The following is a 13,876-nucleotide window of genomic DNA, read 5'->3' as shown; positions in this document are numbered from 1 at the left end:
CGCGCGGTTCGACGCGGTATTGCGGGGGTACGCGGCTCGGCGTAGACCTTGTGGGACGAGTCACACCGAGCACACCACGGGCATCGGGGGCAGAGCCATGCGAAGGCACGGAACGAGCCGTACGGGCAACCCGAGAGGGCGCGCGCGGCACGCAGCCGCCTGGACGGCACTCGCGGCCGCGGGCGCGCTGGTCCTCGGCGCGTGCGGGGGCGGGGACGGCAAGGAGACCCCGCCGCAGGGCGGGGAGGCCTCCGCGCCGGCGGGGCAGACGGTGCAGTTACCGAAGCTGCCCGGCGAGAAGCTGGAGGTCGCCGCGGTCTGGACGGGTCCGGAGCAGGCGAACTTCACGAAGGTCCTGAAGGAGTTCGAGAAGCGGACGGGTGCCACGGTCACCTTCGTCCCGGCGCAGGACCCGATCGTCACCTTCCTCGGTACGAAGATCGCGGGCGGCCAGCCGCCGGACGTGGCGCTGCTCCCGCAGGTCGGAGCGCTGACCGCCGCCGTGCAGAACAAGTGGGCGCAGCCGGTCGGCCCCGAGGCCAAGGCACAGCTCGACAAGAACTACTCCGACGGCTGGAAGAAGCTGGGCGCGGTCGACGGGACCCAGTACGGCGTGTACTACAAGGCGGCCAACAAGTCGCTGGTCTGGTACAACGCGAAGGCCTTCGAGGCGGCGGGCGTCCAGCCCCCGAAGACCTGGAAGGAGCTGCTGACGGCGGCCGACACCCTCTCCGCCTCCGGCACCCCGGCCGTCTCGGTGGCCGGCGCGGACGGCTGGACCCTCACCGACTGGTTCGAGAACGTCTACCTCTCCCAGGCGGGTCCGCAGAAGTACGACCAGCTGGCCAAGCACGAGATCAAGTGGACGGACGACAGCGTCAAGCAGGCGCTGACCACGCTCGGCGAGCTGTTCGGCCGCAAGGACTTCCTGGCGGGCGGGGCGAGCGGGGCGCTGGCCACCGAGTTCCCGAAGTCGGTGACGCAGACCTTCACCGGCGGCGACCGGCCGGCGGCGGCGATGGTCTTCGAGGGTGACTTCGTCGCGGTGAACATCGGGCAGACCGAGGCGAAGGTGGGCAAGGACGCGCTCGTGTTCCCGTTCCCGGCGGTCGGCGCCAAGGCGCCGGTGGTCTCGGGCGGCGACGTGGCGGTCGCGCTGAAGCCGTCGAAGGGCGCGCAGGCGCTGCTGACCTTCCTGGCCTCCCCCGACGCGGCGGAGATCCAGGCCCGCGAGGGCGGCTTCGTCTCCCCGAACAAGTCGGTGGACCCGAAGGCCTATCCGAACGACATCCAGCGGAACATCGCCAAGGCCCTGATCGCGGCGGGCGACGACTTCCGCTTCGACATGTCGGACCAGGCCCCGGCGGCCTTCGGCGGCACCCCGGGGGCCGGCGAGTGGAAGGCGCTCCAGGACTTCCTGGCGAACCCGTCGGACGTGGCGGGCACCCAGGCCAGACTGGAGGCGGACGCGGCCAAGGCCTACGGGAACTGATCCCGTGGCAGCCAAGGCCGCCACGCCCGTGAAGGCCGGCGGGCCCACCGGGGCCAAGGCCACCGCCACGGGGCGCTCCGCGGAGACCCGGCGCCGCCGCCTCGTGGCGGCGGCGTTCCTCCTGCCCTCCCTGGTGCTGCTCGGAGCCCTCGTCGTCCATCCGATCGGCTACTCCCTCTACCGCAGCTTCTTCGACCGCTCCGGTGACACCTTCGTGGGCGGCGGCAACTACGGCGAGATACTGCACGACGACACGATCCGCACGGCGTTGAAGAACACGGCGCTGTGGGTGGTGCTGGCGCCGACCACGGCCACCGCCCTCGGCCTGATCTTCGCGGTGCTCACCGAACGCGTGCGCTGGGGCACGGCGTTCAAGCTGCTCGTCTTCATGCCGATGGCCATCTCGATGCTGGCGGCCGGCATCATCTTCCGGCTCGTGTACGACCACGACCCCGACCGGGGCATCGCCAACGCGGTCTGGGTCGGGGTGCACGACACCTTCGCGGAGTCCTCGGCCTTCCCGAAGGCGCGCCCGGGCCGCGACTCCCCGCTGCTCCCGGCGGCCGGGGCCGACGCGGGCGGCTACACGACCCGTGATCCCGTACGGGCGGGCGTGCCCGTGCTGCTCCCGCTGGTCGGCGTGGCCCCGGAGGACCTGCCCGGGGGGACCCGTACGGCCAGGGCCGCGCCCGCCGAGCCCGGCAAGGTCACCGGGACGGCCTGGCAGGACTTCACCCGGGGCGGCGGCGGCCGTACGAACGCGGTCGACCCGAGCGAGTCGGGGCTGGCCGGGATCCGGGTCGAGGCGGTCAAGGACGGCCGCGTGGTCGACTCGGCGACGGCCCGCGCCGACGGCACCTTCACCCTGTCCGCGAAGGCCGACGGGGCACGGCTGCGGCTGCCCGCCTCGAACTTCCGCGAGGCGTACGCGGGTGTGGAGTGGCTCGGCCCGACGCTGGTGACCCCGGCGGTCATCGGGGCGTACGTGTGGATGTGGGCCGGGTTCGCGATGGTGCTGATCGGGGCCGGGCTGGCCGCCGTACCGCGGGAGCTGCTGGAGGCGGCGCGGGTGGACGGGGCGAACGAGTGGCAGGTGTTCCGCCGGGTCACCGTGCCGCTGCTGGCGCCCCTGCTGGTGGTGGTCCTCGTCACCCTCGTCATCAACGTGATGAAGATCTTCGACCTGGTCTTCGTGATCGCGCCGGGCTCGGTGCAGGACGACGCCAACGTCCTGGCCCTCCAGCTGTACCGGACCTCCTTCGGCACCGACGCCGATCCGGGGCTGGGCAGCGCCATCGCGGTGCTGCTGCTGGTGCTGGTCCTCCCGGTCATGCTCTACAACATCCGCAGGCTGCGGAAGGAGGGGACCCGATGAGCGCCGCCGCGCAGACCCGCCCGGAGGCCCGCAACGGTGCCCGCCCCGCCGCGCGCGCCGGTTCCCGGGCCGGGCGGCTCGCCGCCGGGGCCGCGGCCGGGGCGCTGCGCGTGTTCCTGGTCCTGGCCGCGCTGTTCTGGCTGATGCCCACGCTCGGGCTGCTGATCTCCTCCTTCCTCTCCCCCACCGACCTCAACAGGGGCGGCTGGTGGCAGGCACTGACCGCCCCGACCCGGCTGACGGCCGACAACTACGAGCGGCTGCTGGCCAACGACACCATCACCGGCGCCCTGCTCAGCACGGTGGCCATCGCGGTCCCGGCGACCCTGCTCGTGGTCGGCCTGGGCTCGCTCGCCGGATACGCCTTCGCCTGGCTGGAGTTCCCGGGCCGGGACTGGCTGTTCCTGATCGTGGTCGGGCTGCTCGTGGTCCCCGTACAGGTGGCGCTGATCCCCGTCTCGGAACTCTTCGGCGCCATCGGGCTGTTCGAGACGACGGCCGGGGTGGTCCTGTTCCACACCGCGTTCGGGCTGCCGTTCGCCGTGTTCCTGCTGCGGAACTTCTTCGCGGAGATCCCGCGCGAGCTGCTGGAGGCGGCCCGACTCGACGGGGCGGGTGAACTGCGGCTGTTCGCCCGGGTGGTGCTGCCGCTGGGCGGGCCGGCGATCGCCTCGCTCGCCATCTTCCAGTTCCTGTGGGTGTGGAACGACATGCTGGTCGCGCTGGTGTTCGCGGACTCGGCGAACCCGCCCATCACGGTCGCCCTCCAGCAGCAGGTACGGCAGTTCGGCAACAACATCGACGTGCTGGCGCCCGGCGCGTTCCTGTCGATGGTCGTCCCGCTGCTCGTCTTCTTCGCCTTCCAGCGGCAGTTCGTCTCGGGGGTGATGGCGGGAGCGGTCAAGTAGCGCACGACCGGCCGCCGCACGCCGTTGACGTGCGGTGTTGACACTGAGTAACCCGAATGCCACACGCTGCGTAACCCGATCGCCACGCCGGGGGTTGCTGGGTGATATGCCCGCGCCGACCCATGGATGTGCCGTGCCCCGGTTCAGCGTCATCGTGCCCGCGTACAAGGTCCAGGCGTACCTCCAGGAGAGTCTGGACTCGGTCCTGTCCCAGTCGTTCACGGATCTGGAACTGATCGCGGTCGACGACGCCTCCCCGGACGCCTGCGGTTCGATCATCGACGAGTACGCGGCCCGGGACCCCCGGGTGACCGCCGTGCACCTGGCGCACAACCTCGGCCTGGGCCCGGCCCGCAACGCGGGTCTGGCCCGGGCCGCGGGCGACTACCTGATCTTCCTCGACGGCGACGACACCCTCGCCCCCGGCGCCCTCCAGGCCGTCACCGACCGGCTCAAGGACACCGGCTCCCCGGACGTCCTCGTCTACGACTACGCGCGCACCTTCTGGACCGGGGAGCTCGTGCGCAACCGCCTCGCGCACCGGCTGTCGCAGGAGGGTCCGGCCAGCTTCCGGCTCGCCGACCGCCCGGCCCTGCTCGGGATGCTGATGGTCGTGTGGAACAAGGCGTACCGCCGCGAGTACGTGGAGCGCGAGGGCCTCCGGTTCCCGCCCGGCTTCTACGAGGACGCCCCCTGGACCTACCCGGCGCTGCTGGCCGCCGAGTCCGTCGCCGTACTGGACCGGGTCTGCGTGCACTACCGCCAGCGGCGCACCGGCTCGATCCTGACCACCACCACCCGCCGCCACCTGGACGTCTTCGACCAGTACGACCGGGTCTTCGGCCACCTGGCCGCCCGCCCCGAGCTGGAGCGCTGGCGGCCCGCCGTGCACCGGCGGATGGCCGAGCACTTCTGCGCCCTGTACGCCGACCCGCGCCGCCTCCCGCGCGCCTGCCGGGCCGAGTTCTTCCGGCGGGCCTCCGCGCTGCTGCGCCGCTACCGGGCCGCCGGCCCGCCGCCGCTGTCGCTGTCGCGCACCGACCGGATCCGGCACCTGCTGATGCGGCTCGGCGCGCGCCGCGCGTACCGCACGCTGTCGGTGCTGCGCTCGGCCGGGCTGGCGGCCGGGCGCACGGGGGCGTCGCTGTGGCGGGGCCTGCGCGAGAGCGCGCTGCGGCTGCACTACCGCGGCCAGCGGCTGCTGCCGCTCCGCCCGGAGCTGGCGGTCTTCTCCGCGTACTGGCACGGCGGTTACGCCTGCAACCCGGCGGCCATCGAGGCCAAGCTGCGCGAGCTCGCGCCCCGGATGCGGACGGCGTGGATCTGCGACCCGCGGCACGCGGCCACGCTCCCGGCGGAGACGGCCGTGCTCCGCCCGGGCTCGGCGGCGTACTGGACGGCGCTGGCCAGGGCCACGTACCTCACCACGAACGTCAACTTCGAGCGCGCCCTGGTCAAGCGGCCGGGCCAGGTCCTGCTGCAGACCCAGCACGGCACCCCGCTCAAGCGGGTCGGCCTGGACCTCCAGGACCGGCCGGCGGCCACCCCGACCACGGACTTCGCGGGCCTGCTGCGCGGCGCCGACCAGTGGGACTACCTGCTGTCCGCCAACCGCCACTCCACCCTGGTGTGGGAGAAGGCGGTCCCGTCCTCGTACACGACGCTGGAGTACGGCTACCCGCGCAACGACGCCTTCCACCGGGCCACCCCGGAGGAGGTGGTGGCGCTGCGCGAGCGCCTCGGCGTCCCGCCCGGCTCGACGGCGATCCTGTACGCGCCGACCCACCGCGACTACCGGCGCAGCCGGCCCGAACACCTGGACTTCGAGCGGGTGCTGCGCGATCTGGGCCCGCGCTTCACGATCCTTTCGCGTGCGCACCTGACGTACGCGGACGCGCCCGCCGAGCCGCTCCGCCACCCGCGCCTGGTCGACGTCTCCGCGTACCCGTCGGTGGAGGAACTCTGCCTGGCGTCCGACGCGTTGGTGACCGACTACTCGTCACTGATGTTCGACTACGCGGCGCTGGACCGGCCGATCGTGATCCACGCGGACGACTGGGAGGCGTACGAGGCCGCCCGCGGCACCTACTTCGACCTGCGGGCCTGCCCGCCGGGGGCGATCGCCCGCACGCAGGACGAGCTGGTCGACATCTTCACGACGGGCCACTGGAAGGGCTCGCGCTCGGCGCAGCTGCGCGCGGCCTTCCGCGCGCGCTTCTGTTCGTACGACGACGGGCACGCGGCGGAGCGCGTGGTCCGCCGGGTCTTCCTGAACCAGCCGGCGGCGATCCCGCCGATCACCCCGCTGGAAGACCGCCGCCCGACCCCCGCGGCCCCGTCCCCGGTCCGGGAACCCACCCTGACCGCGAGTCTCCGGCCGTAGCGGCGCGGCCACCCGGTCAGGCGGACGTGGCGGTCAGCCCCGCCACCACCGACCTGGCCAGGTCGTCGAGGTACGCGCCCGGGACGGCGTCCCGTACGACCACCTGCCGCCAGTAGAGCGGCCCGATCGCCAGGTCCAGCGCGCGGCCCGGGTCCGTCCCCTCGGCCAGCTCCCCCCGCGCCACGGCCTCCGAGACGATCCCCTCGGCCATCCGCCGCTCCCCCTCCAGCAGCGCGCCGCGCACGGCATCCGCGATCTCCGGATTGCGCGCCGCCTCGACCAGCAGGTCCGGGATCACCGCCGAGGCCACCGGGTGCCGCAGCACGTGCGACATCACCTCCAGCAGGGCCCGTACGTCCCCGTACAGCGAGCCCGTCGCCGGCACCGGCAGGCCGTCCACGGCGAAGGCCCCCACCAGGTCCAGCACCAGGTGCAGCTTCGACTTCCAGCGCCGGTACACGGCCGTCTTGCCCACCCCGGCCCGTCGCGCGATCCCCTCGATCGACATCCGCGAGAACCCGACCGCGGCCAGTTCCTCCAGTACCGCGGCCCGGATCGCCTCCGTCACGTCCTCGCGCAGGACGGCGGCCCCGGCGGGGGCACGGCGGGCGGCGGCGGGAGCGGCGGAGTCAGAGGTCATGCACCGAGCATAGCCGCGCACGCCGTCACCCACTCGTCACGACGATACGGTTGCGTTCCGTCGTATCGACCCCTAACCTCGCCGTAGCGACGATACGGACCCGTCCCATCGCCAGCCGACGCCCCGACCCCGTCGAAAGCGACTCTTGTGACCACCGTGACCCCCGTGCCCGCAGACACGCATCCGGCCTCGCTCGCCGACCTGGCGGCGGCCCACGGCCTGACCGTCAGCGGCGCCCGCCCCTCGCTCCCGAGCTACGTGCGCCAGCTCTGGGGCCGCCGCCACTTCGTGACCGCGTACGCCACCGCACGGATGCACGCCACCTACAGCACGGCCAGACTGGGCCAGGTCTGGCACCTGGTGACCCCGCTGCTCAACGCGGCCGTCTACTACTTCATCTTCGGCATGATCATGAACGCCAGCCACGGCGTGACGGACTACATCCCGTTCCTGATCACCGGCGTCTTCGTCTGGGACTTCATCGGCAGCTCCATCAACGCCTCCACCCGCGCCATCCACAGCAATCTCGGCCTGGTCCGCGCCCTGCACTTCCCGCGCGCCAGCCTGCCCCTGTCCACGGTCGTCCAGCTGTTCCAGCAGCTGCTCGTCACCATGGGCGCGCTCGTCCTGCTGCTGTTCGCCTGCGGCCAGACGCCGACCGTGAAGTGGCTGCTGGCCGCCCCCGCGCTGGCCCTGATGGCCGTCTTCTGCGCCGGCGTCGCCATGGTCATGGCCCGCATCGGCAGCAAGAGCCCGGACATCAGCCAGCTGATGCCCTTCATCCTGCGCACCTGGATGTACTCGTCCGGGGTCATGTGGTCCATCGACTCGATGCTGAAGAAGGACCACCTCGCGTACTGGGTCACCGTCGTGCTCAAGACCAACCCGGCGGCCGTCTACATCGACCTCATGCGCTACGCGCTGATCGACAGCTTCAACGCACACGCGCTCCCGCACCACGTGTGGGCGATCGCCGTCGGCTGGGCCCTGCTGGCGGGCGTCGGCGGATTCATCTACTTCTGGAAGGCTGAGGAGGAGTACGGCCGTGGCTGACACCAAGACCGCACCCGCAGGCACCCCCGCACCCGCGACCGCACCGGCCTCGGCGGTCTTCGACCCCCGCGAGACCCGCGTCCCCACCGTCATCGCCGACGGGGTCCACGTCGTCTACAAGGTGAACGGCGCGGGCGGCCGCAAGGGCGGCGCCACCGCCGCCCTCAGCCGGATCTTCTCGCGCAAGCCCGCCCCCGGCATGCGCGAGGTGCACGCCGTCAAGGGCGTCACCTTCGTCGCGTACAAGGGCGAGGCCATCGGCCTGATCGGCTCCAACGGCTCCGGCAAGTCCACCCTGCTCGCCGCGATCGCCGGCCTCCAGCCCGTGGCCCGCGGCCGGATCTACTCGCACGGCCAGCCCTCGCTCCTCGGGGTGAACGCGGCCCTCATGAACGACCTCACCGGCGAGCGCAACGTGGTCCTCGGCGGCCTCGCGATGGGCATGTCCAAGGAACAGGTCCGCGAGCGCTACCAGGACATCGTCGACTTCTCCGGCATCAACCAGAAGGGCGACTTCATCTCCCTTCCCATGCGCACGTACTCCTCCGGCATGGGCGCCCGGCTGCGCTTCTCCATCGCCGCCGCCAAGGACCACGACGTACTCATGATCGACGAGGCCCTGGCCACCGGCGACGCCGACTTCCAGCGCCGCAGCCAGGCCCGCATCGAGGAGCTGCGCGAGCGGGCCGGCACCGTCTTCCTCGTCAGCCACGGCATCGGCACGGTCCGCGAGACCTGCGACCGGGCGATCTGGCTGGAGTCCGGCGTGCTGCGCATGGACGGCCCGGCCGGCGAGGTCTGCGACGCGTACGAGCGGTTCACCTCGGGCCGCTGACGGGCGGAATCCACGGGGGACGCGCAAGGGCGGCCCGGGCAAAAGCCCGGGCCGCCCTCATGTCACCGCTCCGCGAGGGCTAGACGTGCGCCCTCAGCAGCGAACGCATCGTCCGCATCGCGACCGACAGGTTCGCCAGGTCGAAGTCGTCCGACCCGCGGATCTCGTCCAGGGTCGTCCGGGCCCGGCTGATGATCGCCGCGTTCTTGTCCTCCCACGCCTTGAAGCGGTCCTCGGGAGACGAATCGCCGTTGCCCACCGCCAGCACGTCGGCGGTCAGCGCCGCGTGCGCCGCGAACAGGTCCTCGCGGATGGAGGCGCGGGCCATCGACTGCCAGCGGTCGGCCCGCGGCAGCTCGATGATCCGGTCCATCAGCTGGGTGATGTCCAGGCGGTCGGCGAGGTCGTAGTACACCTCGGCGACGTCCAGCGGGTTCACGCCGGTGCGGTCCGAGATCGCCACGATGTCGAGCGTCGGGAAGGCCGAGGAGAACCCGGCGACCTTGGCCGCCAGCTCCTCCGGAACGCCCTCGCCGATCAGCTCGTCCATGATCGACTGGTACCACTCCAGGTCCGCGCCGCGCACCAGCTTCGGCAGCTCGGCCCAGACCTCGCTCACCCGGTCGGAGAACAGCTCGATCGTCTCGGTGATCTGGAGCGGCTGCGGCCGGTTGTTCAGCAGCCAGCGGGTGGCGCGCTCGACCAGGCGCCGCGAGTGCAGCCGCACCCGGGTCTGGACGTCGGCCGCGACCTTGTTGTCCAGCGACTCGACCGCGTCCCACACCGCGGCCAGGCCGAAGATCTCGCGGGCCGCGAGCTGCGCCCGGACGATCTCCTCCGTGGAGGCTCCGGACTCCTCGCGCAGACGGTGCAGGAAGGTCGAACCACCGGTGTTGACCGTGTCGTTGACCAGCAGCGTCGTGATGATCTCGCGGTGCAGCGCGTGTGCGTCGATCTGCTCCGGGAACTTCGCGCGCAGGGCGCCCGGGAAGTACGCGTGCAGCAGCCGGCGCAGGTACGGGTCGTCCGGCAGCTCCGTGGCGATGAGCTCGTCCGCCACCGTGATCTTGGTGTAGGCGAACAGGACGGCCAGCTCCGGCTGGGTCAGGCCCTTGCCCGCGCCCAGCAGCTCGCGGATCTGCCGGTCGGTGGGCAGGAACTCGATGTTCCGGTCCAGCCGTCCGGCCGCCTCCAGGCGGCGCATGAAGCGCTGCTGGGCGTGGAGCAGGCTGGGGGCCTGGGCGATGCCGTTGGCGAGGGCCACGTTCTGCGCGTAGTTGTTGCGCAGGACCAGGTGGCCGACCTCGTCGGTCATCTCCGCCAGCAGCTTGTTGCGCTGCTTGACGGTCATGTCCCCGTCCGCGACGACCGCGTTCAGCAGGATCTTGATGTTCACCTCGTGGTCGGAGGTGTCCACGCCCGCGCTGTTGTCGATGGCGTCGGTGTTGACCTTGCCGCCCTCGCCGCCTGCGCCGATCCGGGCGAACTCGATGCGGCCGAGCTGGGTCAGGCCCAGGTTGCCGCCCTCGCCGATGACCTTGGCCCGGACGTCCCCGCCGTTGACGCGGATCGCGTCGTTGGCCTTGTCGCCGACGTCGGTGTGCGTCTCGGTCGACGCCTTGACGTACGTGCCGATGCCACCGTTCCACAGCAGGTCCACGGGGGCCTGGAGGATGGTCTGCATCAGCTCGGCGGGGGTCATCTTGGTGACGCCCGCCTCGATGCCGAGGGCCGCGCGCATCTGCGCGTTGACCGGGATGGCCTTCGCCGTGCGCGGGTGCACGCCACCGCCGGCGGAGAGCAGTTCGGCGCTGTAGTCGGCCCACGAGGAGCGCGGCAGGTCGAACAGGCGCCGGCGCTCGGCGTACGAGGTCGCCGCGTCCGGGGTCGGGTCGATGAAGATGTGCCGGTGGTCGAAGGCGGCGACCAGGCGGATGTGCTCGGAGAGCAGCATGCCGTTGCCGAACACGTCGCCGGACATGTCGCCCACGCCGACGACCGTGAAGTCCTCGGTCTGGGTGTCGTGCCCCAGCTCGCGGAAGTGCCGCTTGACGGACTCCCACGCACCGCGGGCGGTGATGCCCATGCCCTTGTGGTCGTAGCCGGCCGAACCGCCCGAGGCGAACGCGTCGCCCAGCCAGAAGCCGTACGACTCGGCGACGCCGTTGGCGATGTCGGAGAAGGTCGCGGTGCCCTTGTCGGCGGCGACGACGAGGTAGGTGTCGTCCTCGTCGTGGCGGACCACGCCGTTCGGCGGCACGACCTCGCCGCCGACCATGTTGTCGGTGATGTCGAGCAGCGCCGAGATGAAGATCTTGTACGAGGCGATGCCCTCGGCGAGCCAGGCGTCGCGGTCCACCGACGGGTCCGGCAGGTTCTTGGCGACGAAGCCGCCCTTGGCGCCGACCGGCACGATGACGGTGTTCTTGACCATCTGCGCCTTGACCAGGCCGAGGATCTCCGTACGGAAGTCCTCACGGCGGTCGGACCAGCGCAGGCCGCCTCGGGCGACCTTGCCGAAGCGCAGGTGGACGCCCTCGACGCGCGGGGAGTACACCCAGATCTCGTACGCCGGGCGCGGCGCCGGAAGCTCCGGGATGGCCTGCGGGTCGAACTTCATCGACACGTAGGCGTGCTGCTCGCCCGCGTCGCTCAGCTGGAAGAAGTTGGTCCGCAGGGTGGCCTTGATCAGCGTGAGGAAGGACCGCAGGATCCGGTCCTCGTCCAGCGAGGCGACCTGGTCCAGGGCCCCGTCCAGCTCCTCCAGCATGGCGTCGATGAGCTCGGTGCCGGCGGACTGGCGGCCGGGCGACATCCGGGCCTCGAACAGCGAGACCAGCAGCCGGGTGGTGTGGACGTTGTTGCGGAGGGTGTCCTCCATGTAGTCCTGGCTGAAGTTCACGCCGGCCTGGCGCAGGTACTTCGCGTACGCGCGCAGCACCACGGCCTGGCGCCAGGTGAGCCCGGCGGACAGCACCAGGGTGTTGAAGTTGTCGTTCTCGGCGTCGCCCTGCCAGACCGCGGCGAAGGCGTCCTGGAAGCGCTCGCGGGCGTCGTCCCCGAGGTACGCGTCGCCGTTGCCCGCGGGCAGCGGCATCCGCAGGCCGAAGTCGTAGATCCACGCGTTGGTGCGGTCGCTGCAGCGCAGCTCGTACGGGCGCTCGTCGGTGACCTCGACGCCCAGGCGCTGGAGCACGGGCAGGACCGCGGAGAGCGAGACCTGCTCACCGGTGCGGTAGATCTTGAACCGGCGCTCGCCGGGCCCCGCGCCGACCGGCTCGTACAGCGAGAGCGCGAACTCGCGGTCGCTGGCGGAGAGCCGTTCCAGGTGGCAGAGGTCGGCCACGGCCGCGCGCGGCTTGTGGTCGGCCTTGTAGCCCTCGGGGAAGGAGGTGCCGTACTTGCGCAGCAGCTCGGCGGCGCGCTCCTCGCCCACCTCGGCGACCAGGGCGTCGGCGAAGCCGTCGGCCCAGGAGCGGGCGGCCTCGACGAGGCGGGCCTCGATGCGTTCGACGTCGCCGTCCGTCAGGACGGGCAGCTCCTTGCCCTGGGGGACGCGGATGACGAAGTGGATGCGGGCCAGGATCGACTCGGTGTTCCACGCGGTGAAGTCGACGCTGCTGCCGTCGAGCTCCTCCTGGAGGATCGCGATCAGGCGCAGCCGCACGCCGGTGGTGTAGCGGTCGCGCGGCAGGTAGACGAGCGCCGAGTAGTAGCGCCCGTACTCGTCCTGGCGCAGGTACAGCCGCAGCCGGCGGCGCTCCTGGAGGTACAGGACGGAGGTGGCGATCTCGCGGAGCTTGTCGACCGGGGTCTGGAACAGCTCGTCGCGCGGGTAGGTCTCCAGGATCTGGAGCAGGTCGCGGCCGTCGTGGCTGTGCGGCGAGAAGCCGGCGCCGTCGAGGACCTCGGCGACCTTGCGGCGGATGACCGGGACGCGGCGCACCGACTCGGTGTACGCGGCGGAGGAGAACAGGCCGAGGAAGCGGCGCTCGCCGACGACGTTGCCCTCGGCGTCGAACTTCTTGACGCCGACGTAGTCGAGGTACGAGGGGCGGTGCACGGTGGCGCGGCTGTTGGCCTTGGTCAGCACCAGCAGGCGGTGCTCGCGGGCCTTGGCGCGGGCGTCGGCCGGCAGCCGGTTGAAGGACGGCGAGACGGGGTGGGCGTCCTCCTGGCCGCTGTGGTGCGGGTCGGAGCGCAGGATGCCGAGGCCGGTGCCGGGCACGGCGGCCAGGGCGTCGCCGTCGACGAGGTTGTACTCGCGGTAGCCGAGGAAGGTGAAGTGGTCGTCGGCGAGCCAGCGCAGCAGCTCGCGGGCCTCTTCGAGCTCGTACTCGCGCAGGTCGGGGGCGGTCGGCTCGTCCGGGAGGTCGTCGGCGATGCGCAGCGCGGCGTCGCGCATCTTCTCCCAGTCCTCGACGGACTCGCGGACGTCGGACAGGACGCGGCGCAGGTCGTCGGTGATCTGCTTGAGGTCGGCGCGGTCGGTCTCGCGGTCGGTCTCGACGTGGATCCAGGACTCCACGAGGGAGTCGTGGGGGCGCGCGGTCTTGGGGCCGTGCGCGTCGCAGTCGGGACCGAGGATCTCGATCAGCTTGCCGGTGACGTCACGGCGGACGACGACCTGCGGGTGGATCACGACGTGGATGCCGCGGTTCTGGCGGGACAGCTCGTTCGTCACGGAGTCCACGAGGAACGGCATGTCGTCGGTGACGACCTCGACGACCGAGTGGCTGGAGGTCCAGCCGTTCTCCTCGACCGTCGGGGTGTGCACGCGCACGTTCGCGGTGCCCTGCGGCCGGGTCTCGGCGAGCCGGTAGTGGGAGAGAGCGGCCCCGAACACGTCGACCGGGTCCCGGTCCAGGAGGTCCTCTGGGGCGGTGTGCAGGTAGTAGCGCTGGAGGTAGGCGAGAGTGGTGTCCCGGTCGGGACGCTCCGCCTGCTCGGACCCAGTCGGAAGTAGCCCCCCGGCCGGGCTGTGCTCAGCTACCCGGGCCGCCCGCGCGAGCAGCTCGGCCTTTGCTTCGTCCAGCTTGGTCTGCATGTCCTCTGGCTCCTGTCGCGCGCCATTGCGTGACGTAGGTGAAGGAAGGAATGGCATGGCGCCGCGACGCGGGGTGACCGCTGGGGATCGGCGCTGTGCCGTGGTGAGAGCCGGCCGGGAGGGAACTGGCCATGATCGGCTGG

At 71.7% G+C, this 13,876-nt stretch carries 8 protein-coding genes; 6 read left to right on the top strand and 2 right to left on the bottom strand.

Annotated features, from left to right (window positions below):
- Positions 1-97: 97 nt before the first annotated feature.
- The 4 genes from ACFY1T_RS27365 (at position 98) to ACFY1T_RS27350 (ending at position 6,158) form a co-directional block, all read left to right on the top strand.
- Positions 98-1,492 carry an ABC transporter substrate-binding protein gene (locus ACFY1T_RS27365; protein WP_390790529.1) on the top strand — a complete coding sequence of 465 codons (1,395 nt, stop codon included), beginning with the start codon at positions 98-100 and terminating at the stop codon, positions 1,490-1,492.
- Positions 1,493-1,496: 4 nt separating this feature from the next.
- Positions 1,497-2,867 carry a carbohydrate ABC transporter permease gene (locus tag ACFY1T_RS27360; protein ID WP_390790528.1) on the top strand — a complete coding sequence of 457 codons (1,371 nt, stop codon included), beginning with the start codon at positions 1,497-1,499 and terminating at the stop codon, positions 2,865-2,867.
- A complete protein-coding gene (locus tag ACFY1T_RS27355) occupies positions 2,864-3,775 on the top strand; it encodes a carbohydrate ABC transporter permease (protein ID WP_390790527.1) in 912 nt (303 codons plus the stop codon). Before ACFY1T_RS27360 ends, ACFY1T_RS27355 begins: the two co-directional genes overlap by 4 nt.
- A 133-nt stretch (positions 3,776-3,908) precedes the next feature.
- Positions 3,909-6,158, top strand: a complete 2,250-nt coding sequence (locus ACFY1T_RS27350) for a CDP-glycerol glycerophosphotransferase family protein (RefSeq protein ID WP_390790526.1) — start codon at positions 3,909-3,911, stop codon at positions 6,156-6,158.
- Between the two features lie 16 nt (positions 6,159-6,174).
- Here ACFY1T_RS27350 and ACFY1T_RS27345 read toward each other — a convergent pair whose 3' ends face one another.
- Positions 6,175-6,798: a TetR/AcrR family transcriptional regulator gene (locus ACFY1T_RS27345; protein WP_030866674.1), complete on the bottom strand. Its 624-nt coding sequence runs from the start codon at positions 6,796-6,798 to the stop codon at positions 6,175-6,177.
- 156 nt (positions 6,799-6,954) lie between these two features.
- Here ACFY1T_RS27345 and ACFY1T_RS27340 point away from each other — a divergent pair, with 156 nt between their 5' ends.
- Both ACFY1T_RS27340 and ACFY1T_RS27335 read left to right on the top strand, forming a co-directional pair.
- The gene (locus ACFY1T_RS27340) at positions 6,955-7,851 is read left to right on the top strand and encodes an ABC transporter permease (RefSeq protein ID WP_390790622.1); all 897 of its coding nucleotides are present in this window, start codon (positions 6,955-6,957) and stop codon (positions 7,849-7,851) included.
- Positions 7,844-8,686, top strand: a complete 843-nt coding sequence (locus ACFY1T_RS27335) for an ABC transporter ATP-binding protein (RefSeq protein ID WP_390790525.1) — start codon at positions 7,844-7,846, stop codon at positions 8,684-8,686. Before ACFY1T_RS27340 ends, ACFY1T_RS27335 begins: the two co-directional genes overlap by 8 nt.
- A 79-nt stretch (positions 8,687-8,765) precedes the next feature.
- Here ACFY1T_RS27335 and ACFY1T_RS27330 read toward each other — a convergent pair whose 3' ends face one another.
- The gene (locus ACFY1T_RS27330; RefSeq protein ID WP_390790524.1) at positions 8,766-13,733 is read right to left on the bottom strand and encodes an NAD-glutamate dehydrogenase; all 4,968 of its coding nucleotides are present in this window, start codon (positions 13,731-13,733) and stop codon (positions 8,766-8,768) included.
- Between the last annotated feature and the right edge of the window lie 143 nt (positions 13,734-13,876).

Origin of the sequence: Streptomyces sp. NPDC001194 (genome assembly GCF_042896985.1) — a bacterium.
Taxonomy (GTDB): Bacteria; Actinomycetota; Actinomycetes; order Streptomycetales; family Streptomycetaceae; genus Streptomyces.
The sequence above is the reverse complement of the archived record's forward strand: the minus strand, read 5'-3'. Positions and strand labels throughout refer to the sequence as shown.

Bases quoted from the DNA above. Each gene is read 5' to 3' on its own strand.
- ACFY1T_RS27345 (WP_030866674.1), bottom strand. From the start codon at position 6,798: ATGACCTCTGACTCCGCCGCTCCCGCCGCCGCCCGCCGTGCCCCCGCC.
- ACFY1T_RS27365 (WP_390790529.1), top strand. From the start codon at position 98: ATGCGAAGGCACGGAACGAGCCGTACGGGCAACCCGAGAGGGCGCGCG.
- ACFY1T_RS27355 (WP_390790527.1), top strand. From the start codon at position 2,864: ATGAGCGCCGCCGCGCAGACCCGCCCGGAGGCCCGCAACGGTGCCCGC.
- ACFY1T_RS27330 (WP_390790524.1), bottom strand. From the start codon at position 13,733: ATGCAGACCAAGCTGGACGAAGCAAAGGCCGAGCTGCTCGCGCGGGCG.